The 23,732-nt window shown below is 47.2% G+C and carries 15 protein-coding genes and 2 pseudogenes; 8 read left to right on the top strand and 9 right to left on the bottom strand.

Going from position 1 to position 23,732, the window contains the following annotated elements; genetic code table 11:
- Positions 1–112 precede the first annotated feature (112 nt).
- Positions 113–4,114, bottom strand: a complete 4,002-nt coding sequence (ehaA, locus tag FFT88_RS06625) for an autotransporter adhesin EhaA (protein ID WP_135404418.1) — start codon at positions 4,112–4,114, stop codon at positions 113–115.
- A 597-nt stretch (positions 4,115–4,711) separates the two neighbouring features.
- Here ehaA and FFT88_RS06620 point away from each other — a divergent pair.
- Positions 4,712–5,004: pseudogene (locus FFT88_RS06620) on the top strand (hypothetical protein); the annotation flags it as partial.
- Positions 5,005–5,035: 31 nt separating this feature from the next.
- Here FFT88_RS06620 and FFT88_RS06615 read toward each other — a convergent pair.
- The 4 genes from FFT88_RS06615 to FFT88_RS06600 form a co-directional block, all read right to left on the bottom strand.
- Positions 5,036–5,731 carry a lactate utilization protein C gene (locus tag FFT88_RS06615; protein ID WP_135404416.1) on the bottom strand — a complete coding sequence of 232 codons (696 nt, stop codon included), beginning with the start codon at positions 5,729–5,731 and terminating at the stop codon, positions 5,036–5,038.
- Positions 5,724–7,151, bottom strand: coding sequence for a LutB/LldF family L-lactate oxidation iron-sulfur protein (locus tag FFT88_RS06610; RefSeq protein WP_135404415.1), 1,428 nt, complete (start codon positions 7,149–7,151; stop codon positions 5,724–5,726). The genes FFT88_RS06615 and FFT88_RS06610 overlap by 8 nt, the downstream gene beginning before the upstream one ends.
- A 10-nt stretch (positions 7,152–7,161) precedes the next feature.
- Positions 7,162–7,881, bottom strand: a complete 720-nt coding sequence (locus tag FFT88_RS06605; RefSeq protein WP_130224195.1) for a (Fe-S)-binding protein — start codon at positions 7,879–7,881, stop codon at positions 7,162–7,164.
- Between the two features lie 516 nt (positions 7,882–8,397).
- Positions 8,398–9,267, bottom strand: a complete 870-nt coding sequence (locus tag FFT88_RS06600) for an aldo/keto reductase (protein WP_135404414.1) — start codon at positions 9,265–9,267, stop codon at positions 8,398–8,400.
- 394 nt (positions 9,268–9,661) lie between these two features.
- Here FFT88_RS06600 and FFT88_RS06595 point away from each other — a divergent pair, with 394 nt between their 5' ends.
- Complete coding sequence (locus FFT88_RS06595; protein WP_135404413.1) at positions 9,662–10,513, top strand: helix-turn-helix domain-containing protein; 852 nt, start codon at positions 9,662–9,664, stop codon at positions 10,511–10,513.
- A gap of 139 nt (positions 10,514–10,652) precedes the next feature.
- Here FFT88_RS06595 and fdeC read toward each other — a convergent pair whose 3' ends face one another.
- Positions 10,653–14,903: an inverse autotransporter adhesin FdeC gene (gene fdeC, locus FFT88_RS06590; RefSeq protein WP_135404412.1), complete on the bottom strand. Its 4,251-nt coding sequence runs from the start codon at positions 14,901–14,903 to the stop codon at positions 10,653–10,655.
- Positions 14,904–15,468: 565 nt separating this feature from the next.
- On the opposite strand from fdeC, the gene FFT88_RS06585 reads away from it, so the two are divergent.
- Positions 15,469–16,320: an aldo/keto reductase gene (locus tag FFT88_RS06585; protein WP_130224187.1), complete on the top strand. Its 852-nt coding sequence runs from the start codon at positions 15,469–15,471 to the stop codon at positions 16,318–16,320.
- Positions 16,321–16,346: 26 nt separating this feature from the next.
- The gene (locus FFT88_RS06580) at positions 16,347–17,336 is read left to right on the top strand and encodes an aldo/keto reductase (RefSeq protein WP_135404411.1); all 990 of its coding nucleotides are present in this window, start codon (positions 16,347–16,349) and stop codon (positions 17,334–17,336) included.
- A gap of 34 nt (positions 17,337–17,370) precedes the next feature.
- On the opposite strand, the pseudogene FFT88_RS06575 reads toward FFT88_RS06580, so the two are convergent.
- Positions 17,371–17,568 (bottom strand): annotated as a pseudogene (locus FFT88_RS06575) (LysR substrate-binding domain-containing protein); the annotation flags it as partial.
- Positions 17,569–17,721: 153 nt separating this feature from the next.
- Positions 17,722–18,648, bottom strand: coding sequence for a LysR family transcriptional regulator (locus FFT88_RS06570; RefSeq protein ID WP_135404409.1), 927 nt, complete (start codon positions 18,646–18,648; stop codon positions 17,722–17,724).
- Positions 18,649–18,804: 156 nt separating this feature from the next.
- On the opposite strand from FFT88_RS06570, the gene FFT88_RS06565 reads away from it, so the two are divergent.
- The 3 genes from FFT88_RS06565 to ykgR all read left to right on the top strand — a co-directional run bounded on the left by FFT88_RS06565 (position 18,805) and on the right by ykgR (position 21,702).
- A complete protein-coding gene (locus FFT88_RS06565; protein ID WP_135404408.1) occupies positions 18,805–19,725 on the top strand; it encodes an alpha/beta hydrolase in 921 nt (306 codons plus the stop codon).
- A gap of 259 nt (positions 19,726–19,984) precedes the next feature.
- On the top strand, positions 19,985–21,127 hold the full coding sequence (locus FFT88_RS06555) for an NADH-dependent flavin oxidoreductase (RefSeq protein WP_130259185.1): 1,143 nt from the start codon (positions 19,985–19,987) through the stop codon (positions 21,125–21,127).
- Between the two features lie 473 nt (positions 21,128–21,600).
- Positions 21,601–21,702: a small membrane protein YkgR gene (gene ykgR, locus FFT88_RS06550; RefSeq protein ID WP_135404474.1), complete on the top strand. Its 102-nt coding sequence runs from the start codon at positions 21,601–21,603 to the stop codon at positions 21,700–21,702.
- Between the two features lie 296 nt (positions 21,703–21,998).
- Here the strand turns inward: ykgR and FFT88_RS06545 are convergent, their stop codons facing one another.
- The gene (locus FFT88_RS06545; protein ID WP_135404407.1) at positions 21,999–22,721 is read right to left on the bottom strand and encodes an SDR family oxidoreductase; all 723 of its coding nucleotides are present in this window, start codon (positions 22,719–22,721) and stop codon (positions 21,999–22,001) included.
- Between the two features lie 98 nt (positions 22,722–22,819).
- On the opposite strand from FFT88_RS06545, the gene FFT88_RS06540 reads away from it, so the two are divergent.
- Positions 22,820–23,719, top strand: coding sequence for a LysR family transcriptional regulator (locus FFT88_RS06540; RefSeq protein ID WP_135404406.1), 900 nt, complete (start codon positions 22,820–22,822; stop codon positions 23,717–23,719).
- Positions 23,720–23,732 lie beyond the last annotated feature (13 nt).

The raw sequence follows: 23,732 nt of genomic DNA, 5'->3' as shown, positions 1-23,732 counted from the left end.
GCCAGCTTAATCTGCTTGTCTTCACTCTGGCAGGAAAAGCTGGCTGCAAGAAAATGACACAGAGAGCCGAATTAGCACCCATTCGGCTCTCTCCTTTTACTTATTATTCAGATCAGAATTGCCACTTAACGCCAACCATTGCAGAGGTGTCATTATATCCCTTATCAGCAACCTGAACGCCCACATTTCCCCAGACATTCAGGTTGGCATTTAGCTGTCCTTCAACACCCGTCTTTATCTCGGCAATATTTCGGGCTCCATCCTGAGTGACTGACACGCCATCCATACTGGTGCTGAAATCCTTACTGTTATGCAACCAGTTCACTTCTACAAACGGCTGGAACTCGCGGGATTTACCGTCGTCCATTTTATGATGACTCTTCAGCCAGGTTTTTACACCAAGTCGAGTCTGAATGTTGCCATCACCGTTGCTATGAACGAGGGTTCCGTTGCTTTCGCGGTGCTTATCGGCTTTGACTCCCATCCAGGTAACCTGTGCTTGTGGCTGAACATACCATTCATTACGCGTTCCCTGGCTGCCATTAAATTCAGCTAATTTGTGTTTGTATCCAGCTTCCAGTGAAGCGGTAAATCCTTTTGATTTATAGGATTCACTTTGTAAGTCATCCCCTTTCACTGTGTTATCAAACCAGCTGTACTGCGCCCAACTGTCGAGATACGCGCCATTATGCGATTCGTCATCGGCATACCAGGTGGCATACAGGCCGGTGCTATATCCGTTCACACTCGCTTTTGCACGATAACCGGTTCGCGAGGAAATGGTTTTGCTGTCGCTGTTGCCATATCCCGCCATGACCCCAACATGCCAGCGGTCGCTGCCGTTTTGGCTCCACTGCGCGATATCGCCTCCCAGTTGCAGAACATAGCGATTGCTTTGGGTTTTCAGCTGGCCGCTGCCATCGCGCCATTTATTATGACCACCTTCATGGCGCATCCACATAGCGGTTTGTTTCTGCTCACCCGTCACCATGTCGGTATAGTCCGTATTACCCAGACGCTCATGCAGACGCGTGGTGAACATGGTATTCGCTGCTGCAAGGTTCGCGATGTAGCTACCCGCCTCCGGTCGCAGGTCATTATCCACATTCAGATCCGGACCCGGCGTAGGTGTCGGGTTAGGGTTCGGCTCTGGATTCGGGGTTGGCTCCGGATTCGGGTTTGGCTCCGGGTTCGGCATCGGCTCTGGCTCCGGTTGCGGTTCAGCTGAATCACCACCACTGGTCAGATACCAGTTTCCGCTGTTTGCCCCCTTACCACGCGCGAGAGTGTAGTCATATGCGCCCGCAACGATACGTCCCGCCTGAACAAATTCCCCCTCAGACTTACCATCAACATGGATAAGTTCAATGCCGTTAAGCGTTTTAGCACCTGTACCACCAGCGTTATTCACCGTAACGGAGGTCGTGCCGCTGGTATCGCCCTCAACAACCAGTTTATCCGTCACTGAATCATCGCCATTCAGTGCTGTATTCATCACCAGTCGGCCGTTATCACTATGGTAGTTCCCCTTCACCACTAACGCGTTGCCCGCTTGCTGTCCAGACTCTCCGGTCATCAGCGTACCGTTGTTGGTCAGATTGCCGCCCAGGGTGTAATTCACAGGCACAGCCGCTCTTTTTTCAGCGCTATTATTCAACACCAGGGTACCGTTGTTCTCAACGTTTGCGCCCCCCAATCCCTGTGCATGACTTACCAGCACTTTAGCCGAGCTGGCAATATTCATATTAGCCGTCAGGTTGCTGTTATCGCCCGCGACGTCCAGCGTGCCGCTCTGAATATTCAGCTCTCCGTTCCCCGTTAACGAACCTGCTGAAGTCCCCCCGTTGGCAAGCGTCAGACTGCCGCCGTTTAAGTTCAGCAGCGAATCGGCGCCGCCATTGAGCGTACCCACGGTCTGGCTGTGACCATTCATATCCAGTTCAGTCTCCGCCGCCAGACGCAGTTCCTGGGTATTACCCAACACGTTATCGTTATTCAACAAGAGCGTCCCGCTGCGCAGATCGGTAATACCGGTATAGTCGTTGTCTTTGTTAGAAAGCGATACGGTCTGACCTTTCTGGCTGCTGAATGCCAGGTCACCACTGCCGGTAATCTTTGCGCTGAGATCGGCGGCATTCTCGCTTTTACCGTTAGAGCTCAGCACCAGAGCATCGCTGTCGGTAGCGTGTAAATCAAGCTGGGTCAGGCCGTAACCGATATACAGACCGTCATTGTTTACCCCACTCGTCAGACGATAGTCGTAAGTGCCGACGGCGGCTTTTTTCCCATTCTGCTGAATATCACGTTGGGCGTTGCTGGAGAGGATTTGCCCATTTTTATCCTGCAATTGCAGATTGCCCGCATCCCCCAGAACTTCCGCACCTTGCGCATCAACCAGCTTAATGGCGCTGTTACCATCATCAACTTCAGTAAGCGATAACGCGGAGTCAATATCACGAGATACTGAGCGGACAACATCACTGTCAGAAACCTGAATCACACCCTCGCCGCGCAAATCCAGCGTTTTACTAACGTTGACTGTCCCTTCTGTCATCTGTGCACCCGCTGTCAGGGCACCAAAATCAACGGTTCCGCCGGAGAATCCCAAAGTGCTAATGGAGTGAGCGCCCTTACCCACTGTTACCTGGCTTCCCTGACCCGCAGTGATCCCGCCTCTCTGCAGAAACTCAGCATTCTTTTCCAGGTTAAATGTCGTGTTCTGGAACGCCAGTGAACCCTGGAACCAGTCTGTATAAGCAAAATCATCGAAGGAGAATTCGTGATTCCCCATGTTTATTTCAACAATGCCTTTACCTTCAAGATCGTTATCAAATACCCAATCTTTGTTGGCATTAATTTGCAATTTGCCATCAACATCCAGATCCGCGTTGCCAATGTTTTTTTCTTCAGAAATAACCGCGACAGCATCGGAAGCAACATCAATATATCCGCTGAATGCATAGTTATTGCCGGTCAACTCCACCGTCCCACTGTCGATACTTATTGTACCGTTGCCGGAGATCTTATTGGCAAAGGTCATGCTATCGTCAGCCTTCAGGTGTAATTTCCCGCGGTTGTTGATCTCTGCTGTACCTATATTTTGGGTGATCCCTAAAGCGCCATTTTGCTCAATTTTGACTTTACCGCTAAAGGCAGAGTTATCACCGGTTAAGTAAGTCGTGCCATTGAGCGCATTGATATAGCCCAGGCCCTCGCTGCCACTAACAATATCCGCGGAAATAGTCGCATCTTTATCCGTGTGGTTTAAGGTGATTTTCTTATCGGATGTCGAAGCCCACACAAACTCAATTTTTTCGGCATCAATAATCCCTGCTGCCTTCGCAGTACTTCCTTCCTGTGCACCTAACGCTAACTCAGAGTTGGTACTTAAACTAATAGTCGGCGCAGAAATTTTACCACCTTCCGAAACGGCAAGTGTGGTATCGGAGTTTTGATTATAATAGCCCAGGCTAATTTGCTTCCTGGCATTAACTTCACCGCCGTTATTAACTGACAGGTACTGATCACCACCGTAACTGCTGTAAACGCCCATAAAGAAGGTTTCGGAATTTACCTGGCTACCTTCACCACTGACATTTCCCTGCGTATAAGTCAGACGGCTGGTGCCCTTAACATGAATTTTGCCGCCGTTGGAGACGTTAAAATAGCCGCGATCATGTCTCATGCCTGAGTTTGACTCATACAAATCATCAGCATATAACTCGCTGCCAGCATTGGAGACATTCAGGAATCCCGTACCTTTCAGCAAAAAGTTAAGTGGGCCATTGATACGCACCTTCCCTCCGGTGATATCCAGCCCACCACCAGAGTCGAGCGTAAAACGTGGACGAGAAGATTCTGTCGCATTGATAACCAGATTAGCATTATTGGTCACCGTAATATGGTAATCAATGCTCTTGTTCTCTTTGCCAAAATCAATAGTCGCATCCTGGTTTACGATGACATTATCAGCGAACGCCAGAGATGAATATAAACTTATCGCGCTAATTAAAACAGCCCGGGACTTTTTTCCTTTTATTTTGCTTCCCAGTTCAGAGCAGACGCTCCAACAGTTACGGGACCTGTTCCACTTTAGCCGATATATTTTATTCATCACAATCTCCAGCAATACATCCAAATAAAACCAAGATTGCATAAACAGCAACGTATAAAATGCCATCCCGGTTGCTGCTCATGGCATATATAAATTCAAAAAAATCGCATAACATTGATAACCACATACCTGGGTATGCAGTTCAGAGAGTAATAATAGATTAACTTACTACCGGATACCTATTTCAAATTAACAATCTTAACTTTATCCTTACATTAGCACCCAGTCTCGAACATATGAGCATTATATGTATCTAAGAGCTCAAATCAACTCAAAATATAAACAAGAAGCAGGCGTTACACATTTAATATATAACCAACAAAGGTGATAACTCTTATTGGGTATTTAATTATAAGAATTGTCTTATTAATAAATATATATGCGCATAAGACTGAATCCATTCAGCTTTCATTCATATAAAACCGTTAATTAATAGAATATAAGATTTAAAAGTGTCTAAGAGGAATTACAAGATATGAAGTTACAACTATATATAATATATGCATAAAATTCTACAGTGGTTCAATGATTCCCGTACCATATGCAGACATGGCGCAGTTTTATGCACGTCCTGGAACATCACACTATTCCCTGTGTGTCGATTGTCAGACCGATGAACACCTCAACGAACTTGTGCGTAATTGCACCGAAAACGCCTTTCCCCCGTGCGATGCGTACAGAACAGACTACGACGAGACGGCGGGCCGTATACGAACTGGAAGGCCTGCGCGTGGTGGAAGCATCAATTATGATTGGCGAGAAGCACGGCTGCGTATTTTGTGGCGAATAGAATACTGCTAGAGCTAAAAATTCAGTCGCGACTTGATTTGACTGTAGGCTTTGCAAGGTTGAGAGTTACCGTTTTGATACGGGACCGAATCCTGCTATAAAAACGTGAGGTAACTCTCATGTTACTCTCTCTCAGCAATCCTCAATAATCAGGTATACCGCTTTCACCGGGCCATGAACCCCGACGACTTTGATAAGCTCAATATCCGCCGTTGAACTAGGGCCGCTAATGATGTTAATGCAGGACGGCATACGTTCACCGGACTGCGCTTTCTGATGCAATTTTTCTGCGAGTTGCGCCACACGTGGCAGGATGGTGCTTTTACGCAGGATAAAAATTGAGGACTCAGGGAGCAAACTCAACGAGCGCCCACGCTCAGCAGCGGAAAAAAGCACCACGCCTCCCGATTCTGTTAAGCCATATTCAGCATACACTACGCCAACTTTAGCCTGCTCTGCCTGCGAGATATTCTCGGCACCTTTCAGCGGATCCCACACGGCGGCATTGCATTCCTGTTGTAAACGCTCACGGATCCCCAGCTCTTCCAGTCGCCTGTCACCGCTAATCACCACCGACTGCTCTCCCAGCTCTTTACACAGGCGTAATGCAGCATCCGCGGCCTGCGCCTCGCTGGTCAGTTCACAACGCGTCAACATGACATCACTGGCAAACTGGATAAACGCGTCACAGCGCTGTTGCTGGTTAAGTTCAGTAAGACGCTCGTTTGCATAGTTGTTAAGCGGCACATCTTCCGTTTGCGGTTCGAGTCGCAGCGGGCGGCCCAGTGCCTGAGCAACGTTTTGCAAAAATTCGCTTCGATTATCCATTCTTTTTCTCCTGCGCCTGATGTTTCTTAAACCAACTACGGAAACTCTCGCCGTCAGCTTCAGGAAGATCGCGGGCTTCCATCCAGTCGCTAATCGCACCGATCCTGAGTGGTGTTTTGCCACCACTGATAAACCAGCTTGCCGCATGAGCGCCTGCCATCATTCCGACTTTCCACAATCCCGGATGACTATTGGCATAAGCGAACATTTTAATCGCCCGTTGCCCTGCTTTTGCGGTGATCCCTTTTTCAGCCATCACCCGACGATGGCGCAAAATCAGTTTTGACAGAGGAATACGCACCGGACACACGCTGTCACAGGCCGTGCATAAAGAGCAGGCGTAAGGTAAATCTTTAAAATCTTTATAGCCGCCAAGTAGTGGAGAAATCACCGCGCCGATTGGCCCTGGGTAAATAGATCCGTATCCGTGACCTCCAATGTGGCGATATGCCGGACAAGTATTCATACAGGCTCCGCAGCGAATACAGCGCAGCACATCCCGAAATTCAGAGGCCAGCACTTCAGAACGCCCGTTATCAACAATAACCAGATGAAACTCTTCAGGCCCGTCCACATGCCCCGCTTCGCGCGGCCCTGTCAGCCAGGTGTTGTATCCCGTCAAACGTGCGCCAACGGCACTACGCGCCAACATGGTGATCAATACATCAACCTCGGCAAACGTGGGGGCAATACGCTCCATCCCCATCACCGCGATGTGCGTTTTAGGTAGCGTGGTACACATTCGCGCATTGCCTTCATTGGTCACCAGGCATACCGAACCGGTTTCTGCTACCGCGAAATTACAGCCGGTTATACCGATTTCGGCACTGAGGAAATCTTCACGGATCTTTTGACGAATGAATAAGGTCATCGCTTCAGGCGTCTCCGGGCCATCATAGCCCAGACGTTCGTGTAGCACCCGGCGGATCTGGTGGCGATCTTTATGGATAGCCGGAACCACAACATGAGATGGCGGATCTTGATCCAACTGAAGAATGTATTCACCCAGATCGGTTTCAATCACCTGAATGCCAGCATCCTGCAACACATGATTGACGCCAATCTCTTCGGTCACCATCGATTTAGATTTCACCACCTTCCGGGCATTTTTGCGTTGGGCGACCTGTAAAATGTAGCGGGTCGCGTCTTCTTTGGTTTTTGCAAACCAGACGTGACCGCCGTTTTGCGTCACTTTTTCGGAGAGCTGATACAGATAAGCGTCGAGATTACTCAGAACATGATCACGTATCTGGCTGGCACGATCGCGCCACTCCTCCCAGTGACCTAATTCATCGACCATTTTTTGCCGATTTGCCCCAATACGCTGCTGCGCGTTTGCCACCGCTTTGCGCATGATCGGATCTTCAATTTGCTGACGGATGCGTGTCTTGAATTCTGTATTACTGGTTTTGATCGACATCTTTATACCCTCAGCGGCTCATCAGCACTTCAGCAATATGCATCACTTTGACTTTCTGCCCTTCCCGTTGTAATCGCCCACTTATATTCAGCAAGCAACTAATGTCGGCACCAATTAAATACTCAGGACAAACCTCCATCAGGTGTGAAACCTTTTCTTTCACCATCTCGCCGGAAATTTCGGCCATTTTGACCGAGAACGTACCGCCAAACCCGCAGCAAGTATCCTGTTCGGCAAAGGGCAACAGCTCCAGTCCACGTACATTTTTTAGCAGCGTAAGTGGTTCTTCCTTCACACCCAGCTTACGGGCCAGACTACAGGATGGATGATATACCGCCCTCCCTTGCAAGCTGGCGCCTACATCGACTACCCCTAATGTATTGACAATAAAAGAAGTGAGATCCTGCATACGCGCGGCAACCTTTTCTGCACGTGATGCCCATTCTGGTTCGTCAGCCAGATATGTTGGGTAACTTTTTACGGCGTAAGTGCAGGAACCGGCGGGAGAAATAATGGGATCGTCGTTATCTTCAAGTGCAGCGATCAGATTTTTCATTCCTGGGATCGCTTCTTTGATATAACCACTATTGATCGCAGGCTGACCGCAGCATCCCTGTTTCTCAGGAAAATTTACGCGACAGCCGAGTTTTTCCAGGAGCAGCACGGAGTCGCGTGCCATCCTTGATTTCAGGGCATCACCGATACAGGTAACAAAGAAATTTACATTCACAACCAATACTCCATTGCTTCATTTCTATTTATGCCTGATCGCAACCACTCCTTCCGGGTTATCAGACATCAATAAAAATGGCGGCTTTTTTATTGGGTAGCAGAATACAAATTCAAACTGATTTGTATGACAAATCAATAATCCATCATTGGATACCTGGATGCAATAGCTAATTTTATTTCTTTCGGCGTCGCTCACATTTTTATAATGATCGCCACTAACAACACGGAATCATGCATTCGATAAAATAACGTATTGAATTTCATTGGATTTATCTTGAATGCCTATTTAAAGATACTCATTTGGTATCTATTAGAACAGTCCCCCAAATGAGTATAAATGAAATTATTAACAATAATTTCATAATCATTAATAACTGTAATTTTATCTTACTGAAGCGATTCAGTGTGCATTTTTACTTTTATAATGAGATCCCGCCTTCGGAAAATATATAATAACATCTGCTATAAGTTATATTTTCAGAGTGCGGGTCAGGTAGCATCCTGATAAGTCTAATTAGTTATGTATTTTTACGCCAAGACAGCCACGAACAAACTCAGGATTAAAATGTTTTACGGATTCGCCAACATACCCTAGATCAAGTGAGCTTATTTGCGCCATTTCTTTCTCTGTCAGTGAAAAATCCCAGATAGCGAAGTTCTCTTCAATACGATGCTGATGAGTCGATTTTGGAATAACAACCACTCCCCGTTGAATATTCCAGCGTAGAATTACCTGAGAAATCGATTTTTGGTGGGCATTTGCAATACCCTGAAGCAGGCTGTTTTCAAATGGTTTATGTCTTCCACCGCCTAATGGTGCCCATGCTTCAGGCTGCACGTTGTAGTACTTCATGGTTGCCAGCGCTTCTGGTTGGGCAAAATAGGGATGCAACTCAACCTGGTTGACCATTGGCTTAATTCTGACTGTTTCACAAAAGTTTGCCAGAGCATGAGGATAGAAATTGGAAACCCCAATCGCTTTCAGTTTGCCCTCTTCATAGGCCTCTTCCAGTGCACGCCATGCACTGAAATAATCGCGCATTGCCTGGTGCAATAAATAGAGATCAAAGTATTCAAGTCCCGATTTTTTTAATGACGCTTCAATACCTGCTTTTGCCGTATCCTGATCAACCATGTCCTGTACCCACAATTTAGACGTAATAAATAACTCCTCGCGGGTACAGAAACCTTCCGAAATGGCTTCACGAATAGCGTCGCCGACGGCGTCTTCATTACCATATACCGCTGCAGTGTCGATGAGTCGATAACCGGTTCGGATAGCATTCAACACTGATTGTTTACATACTTCTTTATCGGTAACCTGAAAAACACCAAATCCCATCATCGGCATTTTCAGATTGTTGCTTAATACGGAAAATTCCACTAGCAGTCCCTCCATTACGTATGAATCATTAGTCTACGTTAAAACATGACCGCAGATTAGTATGTGGATTTTGATATCACTTATGTAAAAATTTCATTAATAATAGGGGACTGTAATTTCTCTATTATGGGAAAAATGAAGCAGACACGATGAGATTGATGACAAGCACAAAATTGCCTGATGCGCTATGATTATCATGCCGACCAGAGAATCGCAATTTATTGAATTTGCGCTATTTTGTAGGCTGAATAAGTTCCGGTATACACAACAAGCATTTGTCAACAATCTGAGATACTGTCAGTCGCCTGGCCTCGGACCTTTCTGTTTTTGATACACTAATAGCCTTTGTCATACGAAAAATGTACGAAATGGCGAAGGGTAAATGGAGAATGTTATGATCAGGCAGAAGATTTTGCAGCAACTCCTGGAGTGGATTGAGTGCAATCTCGGTAACCCTATCTCAATCGAAGATATCGCACAGAAATCTGGCTACAGTAGACGCAATATCCAGCTCCTGTTCAGAAACTTCATGCATGTGCCGCTGGGAGAATACATTCGCAAACGAAGACTTTGCCGGGCAGCTATTCTTGTCCGACTCACAGCGAAATCTATGCTTGATATTGCACTATCTTTGCATTTTGATTCACAGCAGTCATTCAGTCGCGAATTTAAAAAGTTGTTCGGATGCTCTCCCCGAGAATACCGGCTCCGTGATTATTGGGATCTGGAAAATATCTTCCCTCCATTTTTAGCACGCCAACATACAAAAACTGATTGCACATTAATTCATTTCCCTGAAACACGTATTTTTGGCAATTCATTTAAGTATGATACTGAAATATCGAACAAATCACCGGATGAAGAAGTCAAATTGCGGCGTCATCATTTAGCCAAGTGCATGAAGGATTTTAAGACGGATATCTATTTCGTCTCAACGTTTAAACCATCAACAAAGTCGGTCGATTTACTCACAGTTGAAACCTTTGCTGGTACGGTATGTGAATATGCTGACATGCCGAAAGAGTGGACAACGACCCGAGGACTTTATGCATCTTTCCGTTATGAAGGAAACTGGGAACATTATCCTGACTGGGTGCGGAACATCTATCTGATAGAGTTGCCTGCCAGGGGGTTAGCCAGAGTGAACGGCAGCGATATTGAGCGATTTTATTACAATGAAGATTTCGTAGAAAAGGATGGCAATGATGTTGTTTGCGAAATTTTTATCCCCGTTCGTCCGGTTTAGTTTGTCGCTATGTCTTATTGAGTTTTATCCTGGCCTGCTACTGTTTAATCAGTATCAGGCCAGGTATTCAGTGAATAATGGCGTTGAACATGTCAACACCATTATTCTTTATTAGATCGTAACGTTCATACTATTCAAATTATGGCATCTCCTCCTCGCCCTTTTCAGTATCTGCAGCCTCGGCGTTAATTGTCACCTTCACAGGCGTCATTTCGTACCCGCCATACGTCAGTGCGTGGAATGTGAACGTATAGAGACCCGGCTTCTTGGTACTAAATGTACGCGTAATTTTCCCGCTCGAGAAATGGTCGGCCTTCGACGGCAGGAATTGATAATCCGCCTCTGTCACGTCTTTCGGAGCCTCAATGTCGACCCACATAGTTCCTCCTACGGGGTTGTTTGCCGAGAACAGGGTAACCGTCATTGTTGCGGTCGTTACCCCATCCGCCACCAGAGACTCATCAGATGATACGGCGAGCTTCGCGTTTTTATCATCCGCGACGAATTTAGATTCGGCAGTTTTCGTCGATACCTGACCGTTGGCCTGTTCCACTTTAGCCGTAAGTGTATATTTCGCTGCGACAGTGGTCGTGGCGGTGAAAATAGCCTGCCCTTGCTCATTAGTTTTCGCCGTCCCATCGGGATCCAGAGCTAAATTCGCCGGGCTGGCAGTCAGCGTCACGTCACTATCTTTCAACAGGTTGTTATTGGCATCAGTCACCGTAACTTTATACGTCTGTTTGGCTTTGCCATCCGCCAGTGCATAGTTGCCAATCACCTCAATACCGGAGACGGTTGCGGTAGCCTTATCGGCCACAAACGTTATAGTCTGCGCATCCGAAGGCTTGTCATTTCCTGCCGACGCCGTGACCTCATACGTTCCGGCAGTCACGGAAACCACTTTCAGTTCCGCTTTACCCTCCTCGTTGGCGTTCACCATGATATTACCGTCTGCAAACGGTTTGACGCCCCGAGGCAGATTAAAGACGACCACAGCGCCAGGAAGAAGGTTGTCGTATTGATCCTTAACCGTTGCCGTCAGCGTAAAGGCATCTTTGTCGTTTGCCACTTTTGGCGCGGCGCTATCAACCTCCAGGCTCGCCTGACCGGTACTGAAATCCGCCTTGAATTTCACCGTAACCGTCTTCTTAGCACCATTCACCGAAGCCGCGATGCTGTGTTCCCCGGCAACCGTTGACATCAGCTCAATGTCGGCTTTACCTGCCGCATCGGTTGTTACCGTATTCCCCGTCTTGCTGGTCACTCCTTCCGGCAGAGTCAGCGTCACATTTTGTCCCTGCAACGGGTTGCCATAGTTGTCCACAACGGTCAGGGTTACCTGGTTAGCAGACTGTCCATTAGCCACTTGGTTATCAACCTTCACCGTCATATCACGTATCTCAGCCTTAGATGCGTCACCTGCAACATTCAGCACCAGTGGCTGAGCAACGGCATTTTGGCCGTTCACTCGCGGCATCACAGACAACTGACCCGCGGCAGAGCCCAGAGTTAAGGTCGCCACATAGACCCCGTTACTTTTCTCTGCCCAGTTTCCTGCTGAAGGACGCTCAGTCCCCGTGCTGGCGGCACCACTAAACTGCGGTGCATCTGGCTTCAGCCCGGTGACAAGGTTCCCGTACGCATCCTTCGCGGTGAAGGTGAGTTCCGTCGTCGCTTTGACGGTCGGAGCATCATTATCCGCAACAAGCGTAGAGTTCGCTGATGACATATCCCCGGCGACGACAGTCAAATGCGCAGCATCGGTGGCTGCTGGCTGGCCGTTGAATAGCGGCATGACGAGAAGCTCACCTGTCTTTCCGCCTGTGGTCAGCGTAGCGACATAGGAACCATCGCCTTGCTCGGTCCAGTTGGATACAGTCGCCCCTTCAGATGCAACACCCGTCAGGCTTGCCGACAGGGAAAGGCCACTGATAGCGTTGCCATGCGCATCTTTTGCAATAAGCGTCACGGTTGTGCTTTCGCCTGCTTTTACGCGATCTTTTGCCACAGAGACTGTCGACTGGTTCGAAGATAACGCATCAGCTACCACGGTTACTTTCGCCGCCTTTGCTGCCGCGTCCTGCCCATTGAGCTTCGGCATAACCTCTAATTCCCCCGCCGTAGTGCCGAGAGTAATCTGCGCAGTCCAGGTCCCGTCGCCATTATCCGTCCAGCCTGAGGCCTTAGAACCTGCAGCGGCTGCGCCCGATAATGACGGTGCATCCGGATTGAGGCCAGTTACAGGGTTGTCATTAGCATCTTTTGCCGACCAGATTGCCGTAACTGTACCGCCAACCACCGGTTTATCCGGATTCAGGGCGATGGTCGAATGTGCTGCATCAAGCGGCCCGGCGACAAACTTCAGCGTTTGTTGTAATGAGCCCAACTGATACTGCTCGCTAAAGGCACGCACAACAACGTTTCCGGCACGGGTCGAAGAAACCGTAGCGCTGTAAACGCCTGGTTTTACCTCCGAAATGGTACCAATGGTGACACCATTGCTATCCTGCGGAACAAATCGCAAGCGGCTGGCCTCTCCCGTCACCGGGTTGCCATCAGTATCCACCGCAGTCAGCATCAGCGTGTGGGATTGCTGACCATCGGCAACCACGTCTCCTGAAGATTCATTCACGCTCAGAGTAGACTTCGACACATCCATCATCGTAGCGCGCAATTCTGCAGTGACGGTTTTGCTCATGCCATCAACGCTAACCGTAATCGTTGCCTCACCTGATTGCGTTCCGGTAGTAAAGACAGACTGGTACACCCCAGCTTCAGTTTCGGTGAACTCACTCAGTGTTGGCTGTGCCTGTGATTTAGTGGCCTTCAGGGTACGAGTCACAATATTTCCAGCTGGCTTGAACGTCAGCTCAGACTTGATCTGATCTTTCATACCCGTGACTGGCTGCCCCTCGGCGTCGCGCAGAGAAAGCACCAGTGGCTTTTGCTCACTACCGTTAGCAAGCATTTGGATACGGCTCTGACCGTCAAGCGTTAACGCCGTGCGCTCGGCACTCATACCTGCTCCGGTAATGACCACCTCTGTCTGCACGCGTTTTGAGGCATTGCCTTTGTTATCGTAGGCAACCGCAGAAATCGCATAATAATTGTTTTTGCCTGCCTGGTAAGCCGGGAGCGTCACTTGCCACTGATTGCCCTGCCCGGTAATTTTTCCGCCTGCGGCCAGCAAAGATGGCGCTTCCCATTGAACATTTTTCAGACCGTAAGTTGCTTTACTCACCACAAGCCCCAGGGAAACCGTCTGCCCGCCCTTACCTGCAATACGCTCAGGCAGAGCAATACGGATCACTTCAGATTTGCGATACTCAAGAACGATATTGTTATTACGCTCAACCAGGTCATAGCGGCTGCCTGCCAGTACCCGACGCTCGCGAATGCTATCCGTATCGAGTTGTTTCGCCAAAGGTTCGCCAATTCGGTAGTTAACTTCCAGGCCAAAGCGAGTGTCATTCTCACCGCTCTTGCCCTGCTTATGCCCGGCGCTCAGTGTCAGAAGAGGCACTGGCGTATAGGTCACCTCGGCAGAAATAGCATGCGGGTCTTTCTGGCGCTTATCTTTACCAAACAGCCCGACTTCATCGCCATAATACTGTTCATACATCAGGCTTGCGCCAAGCTGCGGCCAGGCAGGTAAATAGCCCTCTGCGCGGATATCCCAACCATTCGCCGGGCGTTCCTGATAATCCTCAATATCCGGCGATTTTTTCCAGCCAGAAGCGCGGATATAACCATTGGCGCTCAGTTTCAAATAATCGCGCCAGTATTCCGCACCAACACCAATACGGGTATGATTACGGGATAAATCATGGTCAATAAAGGTGTTCACTCCCGCCATCCATTCATTACCTGAAAAATGACGCCAGCCAAAACCAATATTTGACTGAGTACGATCGTCTGTACGATGTATTGCCCCCTGAGTGAACAACATATTTGTCGGCGTATCATAAATCGGATAAAGCATTTCCAGCGAAGAATCCTTCAGCGAGAAATCTTTATCGACATTCAGTTTAACGCGCGCAGTACCATATTTCCCGAGCCACTCCTGGATTTCCTGGGTAGCTTTAGTGGTGGCCATCCCGGTAATAAAATTACGTGTCGCATCGCTATCTGGCTGACTACTCAAAAATGTCCCGGCATTTGCGGCAAACGACGCGACATTTTTCTCCACATTATTATCAGCAGTTACCGTAGTATTTTCCATGCTCAACCGTGGCTGAACCGCATTCTGCGCACGTGCCGCCATTACTGGCGTAAAGGTGACTGCAAGTGGAAAAAGAACCTGAACAGAGATATTTGCCCACGCCACGCAGCGGGCCAGAACTGAATAACGAAATCGTGGTTGTTTATGACCTGTTTTATAACGTGACATTGAGATAATTTCCTGATGAACGAATTAACGAACATAGGCAGACACAAATAATGGCGTCCGCTTGTCAGAAAAACCGGGAATTTCCCGGTTTCCTTTTCCGCAGAAAAGGAAATACCTTTATGTAAGAAAGTACACCGCCACCTAATATATCCAGTGTCTGTAGCCACTCATCAGGTGGTTGGGCGCGGGATTATATTTTTATTTATGGGTGAAAATTTAGCTTTTTGTGCAACTCATTAAATAGCTACCTAAGTTATATTTCTTACTCTGCGGACAGTGAATAATTCATTATTCAGAGTGAATAATAATGACCTGTCTTTAATTTGCCACGATTGGCAATACGTCGAAGTAGGTATATACGCCAGGATAAACCAATATATTTTTTATGGATATTCATTTTCCTTCATCGGACTGTAAATTCCGGGGATATCGAACTTGCACGACTCATCTCAACACTCAAACAGATTTATGAATTTCGTTCATAACCCCTGACAAATCCTGCCGTCTAATCGAGCTCTTCCCTTTACGTTATGCTTCTCATGAACGATAACGGAAGGATAACACCATGCAAAAAGTAAAACTGAACAACGGTATTGAAATGCCTCTGCTGGGCTTTGGTGTATTTCAGATGACCGATGCCGCCGAATGCGAAAGAGCGGTCATTGACGCTATTAACACCGGTTATCGACTGATTGACACCGCCGCCTCCTATCAAAATGAAACCCAGGTCGGGAACGCACTGAAACAAAGCGGCATTGCGCGTAACGAACTCTTTGTCACCACGAAACTCTGGTTGCAGGATACCAGTTACGAAGGGGCCAAAGCCCAGTTCGAACGCTCTCTGAATCGACTGCAACTTGATTACGTTGACCTGTATTTGATTCATCAGCCTTACGGTGATGTCCACGGTGCCTGGCGCGCCATGGAAGAACTGCAACAGGCAGGCAAGATCCGCGCTATTGGCGTCAGTAACTTCCATCCTGACCGACTGGCTGACCTTATCGCCTTTAATAACGTCGTTCCGGCGGTAAACCAGATTGAAGTTAACCCCTTCAACCAGCAATTACAGGCCGTTCCGTGGATGCAAAGTCGTGGTATTCAGCCAGAAGCCTGGGCACCGTTTGCGGAAGGGAAAAATGGTCTGTTCCAGCATCCTGTTCTCACGGCAATTGGCGAGAAGTATGGCAAAAGCGTGGGCCAGGTTGTTCTGCGCTGGATCTACCAACGAGGCATTGTTTCACTGGCAAAATCAGTGCGCAAAGAACGCATGGAAGAGAACATCAACATTCTCGATTTTGAACTCAGCCCTGAAGATATGCTGCAAATTACCGCCCTGGATACCGCAACCAGCGCGTTCTTCTCTCACCGCGATCCCGCAATGGTGGAATGGCTGACAGGCCGCAAACTTGATGTTTAAGCCGCGATAAAAGAGGTATTCATTCAATGCAAAAACGTTATCTGGGTAAATCCGGACTCGAAGTCTCCGCCCTTGGGCTCGGTTGCATGGGCTTAAGCCACGGCTACGGCCCGGCGACCGATACCCGTCAGGCTATCGAACTTATTCGTGCTGCGGTTGAACGTGGCGTCACCTTCTTCGATACCGCCGAAGTGTATGGTCCGTATCTGAATGAAGAAGTGGTCGGCGAAGCCTTAAAACCGTTTCGTGACCGTGTGGTGATTGCCACTAAATTCGGTTTTACCTTCGGCGATGATAATAAGCAGCAGATTTTAAACAGCCGCCCGGAACATATCCGTGAAGCCGTTGAAGGCTCATTACGCCGCCTTAAGACAGATGTTATTGACCTTCTGTATCAACACCGTGTTGATCCGGATGTTCCTATTGAAGATGTTGCAGGAACGGTGAAAGACCTAATTGCAGAAGGTAAGGTCAAACATTTCGGCCTGTCTGAAGCGGGAGCACAAACCATTCGTCGTGCACATGCGGTACAACCTGTCACCGCCCTGCAAAGCGAATATTCCATGTGGTGGCGTGAGCCTGAACAGGAAATTCTGCCGTTGCTGGAGGAACTGGGGATTGGTTTTGTCCCCTTCAGCCCACTAGGTAAAGGTTTCCTGACGGGGTCAATTAAGCCAGGAACCACTTTCGGCAAGGATGATTACCGTAGCACCGTACCGCGTTTCGCGGCACAAGCCATTGAAGCCAATGAAAAACTGGTCACCTTGTTAGGTGAACTGGCCGCGGAGAAAGGGGTAACATCTGCACAAATCGCACTGGCATGGCTGTTAGCACAAAAGCCGTGGATTGTTCCCATCCCTGGCACCACTAAACTGCATCGGCTGGAAGAAAACCTGGATGCTGTCGACATTGTTCTTTCGCAGAAAGATACGCAGCAGATAACCGAGGCACTGGAAACAATTAAAATCGTCGGTGAACGTTACTCGCCTGAGCACCAGGCACGCGTAGGCCGCTAATACCCAAACGGGTCCACAACAAAATGTGGACCCGTTACTCTGAATAGCGAAGTGCATCGATCAACAGCGCAAAAGCTGGCGGATGCTGCTTGCGGCTGGGGTAGTAAAGGTAATATCCGGGAAAAGTTGGACACCACTCCTGCAACACCTGAATAAGCTTGCCTGACTTTACATACTTCTGAACCATGTCTTCAGGGACACTCATGAAGGGGCTCATAGATGCAATTATTTTAGCCACATTATTGGTGATAATGATAATTGATATTATGGCTGTAGCGAAAACAAGCATTAATTATCAGAATATTTATTATGAAAACGCGTCCTCACGATGGTGTTATTCTTCTTACCGATATTCGCCCAGAATAATCATCAATTACACATATCATCAATTTTCGAGTTTTACTCTTTTCTCCACCATAAAATCAATAAAAGCACGAACTTTAGAGGGCATTCTCACTCGTGAGGAAACATAAATATAAAATCCAGGAAATGAAACGGCCCAATCCTCAAGAATCAGCTGTAACTTGCCCGCATTGATATGTTCGGCGATGGCAAAATCCAGATGTTGGATGATACCGGTCCCATTAAGCGCCATTCGTATCATGCTTTCGTCATCATTAGAAATATACTTACCTGACACCTCTATTTCGAACTCTTCATTATTCCCCGTGACATTAGAAAACTCCCATGCTGAGAGTGCTCCGCTACTTTTATGCCGCAATCGAAGGCAATTATGGTTACTCAGTTCCTGAGGCGTTTCAGGAATACCGTGTTCTCTTAAATAATCTGGCGATGCCACGGTAACCAGTTTAATAAGCGGAGAAACAGGAACGGCAGTCATATGCTCATCCAGTCCTTGCTCAAGGCGTATGCCCACATCACAGCCGTCCGCAATAATGTTAGATAAACCGTCATCCATAATGAGTTCTATCTTTGTTTTGGGGTAACGAGTAAGAAACTCGCCAATATGAGGCTCAACAAGCATCCTTGCTGCAACACGGGAGGAATTTATTCTCAACAGGCCAGTAGGTTCAAGTTGGGTATCACCGACATCTTTCAAAGCATCATCAATTTGCCCCAAAGCCGACACCAGCACTTCATACAGACGCTGGCCTTCCTCGGTAAGCGACATATTGCGGGTCGTACGGTATATCAGCTTGGTGTTAAGACGTTCCTCAAGAGATTTTAAATTCTGGGACAATGCGGCCCGCGTAATACCCATTTCAGAGGCTGCTCTGGAGAAACTTCCGGCGCGAACAATCAGCGCAAACCAGGCAAGAGAAGGCAAAATTGAAGGCTCTATTTTCATCATTGTAAACCTTAACTTAACACTGTGATAGATATTAGACCATTGATGATAACCAATACAAGTCATACTATTACGCCGTTCGCGATAAGAACACGAATGCCAGTTGCGGATAATAGAAATGATATTTAAATCTGTTTAGGCAAATCCCCGGAGCTTGAAATGAAAACTGTTTCGATAAAACACACTTACTGGGATATAGCTGCTGATATCTATTTCCCTGACGATTTTAATAGTGAAATAAAGTATCCAGCCATTATCAGCGCCCATCCAATTGGAAGCTGCAAAGAACAGACATCGGGTAGCGTGTATGGTGCCGCCCTGGCAAAAGCTGGCTTTATCGTCATTGCTTTTGATGCCAGTTTTCAGGGAAGCAGCGGTGGAGAACCGCGTTATCTGGAAGATCCAACAATGCGAGTAAAAGACTTCAGCATTGTCGTTGATTACCTTAGCACCTTACCTTACGTTGATGCCGGGCGTATTGGCGTCCTGGGCATTTGCGGGGGTGGTGGATATGCCATTAATGCTGCAATGACAGAACGTCGAATTAAAGCCATTGGTACTGTCACGGGTGCAAACTACGGGCGTCTTATGCGTGAAGGTTTTTCGGCATTTAACCCTGTCGGAGCACTCGAAGCAATGGCGCAACAAAGAACAGACGAAGCTAACGGCGCAAAACTTCGCGTAGATGATTTACTCCCTTCTTCTCCGGATGCAGCTCTTGAAGCGGGATTAACAGAAATAGACCTTTTTGAAGCCACAGAATATTATCGTTCGCCACGAGGCTGTGCGCCTAATGGGGTAAATCGTTCGCTATTTTCACATCAGACTGTTGCAGTGGGCTGGGATGCTTTTCATCTTGCAGAAGTCCTGTTAACTCAACCACTAATGGTTGTAGTGGGTGATAGAGTGGGCGCTTTTGGTGCCTATCGTGACGGCTGCGAAATTATTGGCCGCGCTGCTTCAAAACATAAAGAGCTGGTCGTGGTTGAAGGTTATTCACATTACGACCTGTATGATAAGCCAGAACCTGTGAAACAGGCGCTCGATAAATTAATTCCTTTTTATAAAACACATTTATAAAAATGCTGCAGGGAGATTCACTATCTCCCTGATATTTATCCTTTATTGACTACACGACAATAATAAAATCACTCAAAAAGAAATTTTATCAAAGAAACAAAAGCATCAAAAAAGCAGCAATTCAACTTATTAAAATTATAAGCAACTCTTTGAAGTAATTATAAATAAAATCAAACCAGAAATCGTGGTTCCAAAGCTGGCAACAACTCACCAGTTAAAATATACGCATCAAAATCAGATAAACATTTGAGGTATTGTTATGTCAAATAAACGCCCATCATTGTTTTCTCCTTTTATGCTGACAGAAAAAATAAAGCTACGTAATCGTATCGTTATGGCGCCTATGACGACCTGGTCAGCGAATCCTGATGGAACCATCTCTGAGCAAGAACTCGAATTTTATAAACGTCGCTCACAAAATGTTGGTTTAGTAATAACAGGATGTACCTATGTCACACCAAGCGGCATTGGGTTTACTCATGAATTTGCCGCGTATGACGACCGTTTCATTAACAGCCTTGAAAAGTTAGCGACTGCTGCCAAAAGTGGCGGTGCTCCGGCTATTTTGCAGATTTTCCACGCCGGTAATAAAGCCATCCCGGAGCTTGTGCCAAATAACGATGTTATTAGTGCCAGCGCATCAAGCGTAAAATCTGGTGACTTTATGAAGAGAGTAGTACAAAGCAGGGAAATGACTGAAAACGAAATTCAGGAAACCATTAGAGCATTCGGAGATGTCACAAAAAGGGCGATTAAAGCAGGTTTTGATGGCGTTGAACTTCATGGCGCGCACGGATTCCTTCTGCAGAATTTCTTCTCCCCTCTATTTAACCAGCGTAATGACCGATGGGGAGGAGATCTCGAAGGACGTATGCGCTTCCCGCTGGCCGTATTACAGGAAGTAAAAAATGTCGTCTATGAATATGCGACAAAGCCCTTTGCCATCGGTTACAGAATATCTCCTGAAGAATCTGCAACAGGGGGACTGCGGATAGAGGATACTTATAAACTCCTTGATCGGCTCATTTCATCCGGTATTTCGTATATACATACCTCACTGGTCAGTGTTAACGATAGCTACCCTGTAGAATCGCCAAATGGCCCCCGAACCATTGAGCTGATTTTAAATCATATTGCAGGCAGAGTGCCGGTAATCGCCGCAGGTAAAATACGCACACCGTCTCAGGCTCAAGAAGCAATTTCCGCTGGCCTGCCACTTGTTGCGATCGGTAAAGGGCTAGTGATAAATCCAGAATGGGTGGCTTTAGCTGAATCAGGAAAAAGTCATGAAATTCAAACAACCCTTAATCCACAACTCGTTCCTGAATTAACCATTCCGGATAAACTATGGGATCAAATTCAGGCATCGAAAGGAACTGGCTGGTTCCCATTAATGGATTAAATATCTATTTTTTGCTTAGAGAGGTGATTATCACTAATTCACCCGGTAGTAAAACGATTGAACAAATTCGAACTCTATATGTATTCCAGATCTCCAGTATCGATATCTACAGCTCAGTTCACCCCGTAGGCCTGATAAGTCGCGTCAGCGGCGCATCAGGCATCGGTTGTCGGATGCGACGCCACGCGTCTTATCCGACCTTGTATAACACCCTGAGAGCTGCGGCACTCTGAAGAGGTGCAGTGTGCTCACTCTGCGCCTGCGAACGCCAGGATAAGGCCGCTCGGGAGAACAGACTCATCCCCGGATCTGATTTCAGGTGGCGTATATCGATGATTTTGGTGCAATAAATAACAGTTGATGTAATACATCTATTCAAATTTGTGATACATCTCAAAAAACTGGTTGACCAAACTCGTTATTTATATAGGGACGCTTACGAAGCGCACTATTTTTAAAGCGAGGAACTACAAATGAAAGAGAATAATATACACAGAATCAGTAATAAACTGATCAATATCGTTGTTTTTGTTGCCGTTGTAGAGTACGCCTATTTGTTCCTCCACTTCTATTAATAACGTCATAAAACAATTTACTTTAGTGATATTTAAAATAAGCATCCTTTCACTGTTTTTCACGCTATTCAGCGGCGTAAGAAAAAGTGTTGATTATGAATTAGACGGTTTAACAATATCTGTCTGATTGGCAATCATCTGTGATTAATGCTGGCCTATTCATTACGCCAGCATTAACCTCTTATTTCTTCGGACTGAACAATGCAAAACATCATGAATCTTGCTATGCAAAACAGAAGGATATATAAATTTTGCTCTCGATTTATTTAATAAAACGTGAATATAAACGTTATCCTTCAGTTTGCAGACGCGGTGGGTCTGATGGTAATTTCGGTTGTATCAACGCTTTCGGGAGATTCAATAATATGCCTTACAGCACGGGCAATATCCACGGGTTGAAGTGCAACAGAACGGTAGGCGTCCATTGCCTTCATGGTTTCCACATGGGTAATGGTGGAAGCCAGTTCACTTTCGACAACGCCAGGATTTACGCAGGTCACGCGGATTTTCGAGCTTTCCTGCCGTAAGCCATCAGAAATAGCCCGTACTGCAAATTTTGATGCACAATAGACTGCGCCCGTGGGCACAACTGAAAGGGCACCAATAGAACCAAGATTGATTATCTGACCGGAGCCCTGCGCTTCCATCACTGGAAGTACAGCGCCAATTCCCCAGAGTACCCCCTTGATATTCACATCAATAGTGAGCTCCCATTCATCCTGTTTTCCTGCTGCAAGCGGTGAAAGCGGCATAACGCCCGCATTATTGATAAGAACATCAACTCGCCCCCAGCTATCCAGCGCTGCTTGCACGAAATCTGCCATGGACTGTCGGTCTGTGACATCCAACTCCCGCGCTTTAGCAATTCCTCCTGCGCGGCAGATTTCTGTTGCAATGGCATCGATACGCTCAAGTCTGCGTGCTCCCAGTAAAACCTTTGCACCTGTCGTTCCCAGCTCTCTGGCAATGCCTTCCCCAATACCACTTGATGCGCCGGTGATTAATATGACCTTATCCATTACGTTCTCCTTCAAATGTGTTCGGAGAGAGAATAGAACTTTATGATTGGTTCCAGTATCCTGCTTTCAATGTACTCAGTGGTTAGCGGCATTAAACAATGAAAATCGATCTTAATCTTTTACCCATTTTTATCGCGGTAGCAGAAGAGAGTAATTTCAGTAAAGCCGCTGCACGGCTTGGCGTTACCCGTTCAGCGGTCAGTCAGGGAATAAGACGCCTTGAAGATGCATTCGGGACAATGCTTGTAATGCGGACCACGCGCTCAGTTAATTTGACGGAAGCGGGAGAACGGCTGCATAAATCGCTGTCATTACCTTTATCCGGTATTGAGGCAGCGTTCGAAGAGATGGTTTCTGATCATGTACCACGTGGACTTCTCAGAATCGCGGTGACGTCGATAGCTGAAGAATTTCTTTCAGGTCCGCTAATCGCTTCGTTTGCAACAGCCAATCCAGCCGTTACGCTTGATATTGTTGTCACGGATGAGGAATTCGATATCGTGGCCGCAGGTTACGATGCTGGCGTAAGGCTCGGAGAAGTCATTGAAAAAGACATGATTGCGGTTCCCCTTACCGGCAGGCAGCGTGAAATGGTCGTTGCCTCTCCCTCCTATCTCGCAGCCAACAGCACACCTGTTCATCCGCGTGAACTTGTGAATCATAAGTGTATCGGCTGGCGTCAATCCTCGGATGTTGCGCCTTATCGCTGGCCATTTGAAGAAAACGGGAGAGCTTTCGACCTTGCGATTGAACCGCAGATTACGACTAATGATCTGCGTCTGATGTTGAAGCTGGCTCTTGCCGGCGCAGGCATAACAATTGCCACTCAGGAAACTTTCAGGCCGTATATTGAAAGCGGTAAGCTTGTATCGCTGCTTGATGACTTTCTTCCACAATTTCCAGGCTTCTATCTGTATTTCCCTCAGCGTCGCAATATTGCACCAAAGCTCCGCGCCCTGATTGACCACGTCAAAGAATGGCGGCAGCAATTGGCTTAAATATCTGCACCTG

The organism is Escherichia sp. E4930 (assembly GCF_005845405.1).
Lineage (GTDB): Bacteria > Pseudomonadota > Gammaproteobacteria > Enterobacterales > Enterobacteriaceae > Escherichia.
The sequence above is the reverse complement of the archived record's forward strand: the minus strand, read 5'-3'. Positions and strand labels throughout refer to the sequence as shown.

Excerpts from the sequence above, each read along its gene's own strand:
- ehaA (WP_135404418.1), bottom strand. The coding sequence starts at position 4,114 with ATGAATAAAATATATCGGCTAAAGTGGAACAGGTCCCGTAACTGTTGG.
- FFT88_RS06615 (WP_135404416.1), bottom strand. The coding sequence starts at position 5,731 with ATGGATAATCGAAGCGAATTTTTGCAAAACGTTGCTCAGGCACTGGGC.
- FFT88_RS06610 (WP_135404415.1), bottom strand. The coding sequence starts at position 7,151 with ATGTCGATCAAAACCAGTAATACAGAATTCAAGACACGCATCCGTCAG.
- FFT88_RS06595 (WP_135404413.1), top strand. The coding sequence starts at position 9,662 with ATGATCAGGCAGAAGATTTTGCAGCAACTCCTGGAGTGGATTGAGTGC.
- fdeC (WP_135404412.1), bottom strand. The coding sequence starts at position 14,903 with ATGTCACGTTATAAAACAGGTCATAAACAACCACGATTTCGTTATTCA.
- FFT88_RS06585 (WP_130224187.1), top strand. The coding sequence starts at position 15,469 with ATGCAAAAAGTAAAACTGAACAACGGTATTGAAATGCCTCTGCTGGGC.
- FFT88_RS06580 (WP_135404411.1), top strand. The coding sequence starts at position 16,347 with ATGCAAAAACGTTATCTGGGTAAATCCGGACTCGAAGTCTCCGCCCTT.
- FFT88_RS06570 (WP_135404409.1), bottom strand. The coding sequence starts at position 18,648 with ATGATGAAAATAGAGCCTTCAATTTTGCCTTCTCTTGCCTGGTTTGCG.
- FFT88_RS06565 (WP_135404408.1), top strand. The coding sequence starts at position 18,805 with ATGAAAACTGTTTCGATAAAACACACTTACTGGGATATAGCTGCTGAT.
- FFT88_RS06555 (WP_130259185.1), top strand. The coding sequence starts at position 19,985 with ATGTCAAATAAACGCCCATCATTGTTTTCTCCTTTTATGCTGACAGAA.
- ykgR (WP_135404474.1), top strand. The coding sequence starts at position 21,601 with ATGAAAGAGAATAATATACACAGAATCAGTAATAAACTGATCAATATC.
- FFT88_RS06545 (WP_135404407.1), bottom strand. The coding sequence starts at position 22,721 with ATGGATAAGGTCATATTAATCACCGGCGCATCAAGTGGTATTGGGGAA.
- FFT88_RS06540 (WP_135404406.1), top strand. The coding sequence starts at position 22,820 with ATGAAAATCGATCTTAATCTTTTACCCATTTTTATCGCGGTAGCAGAA.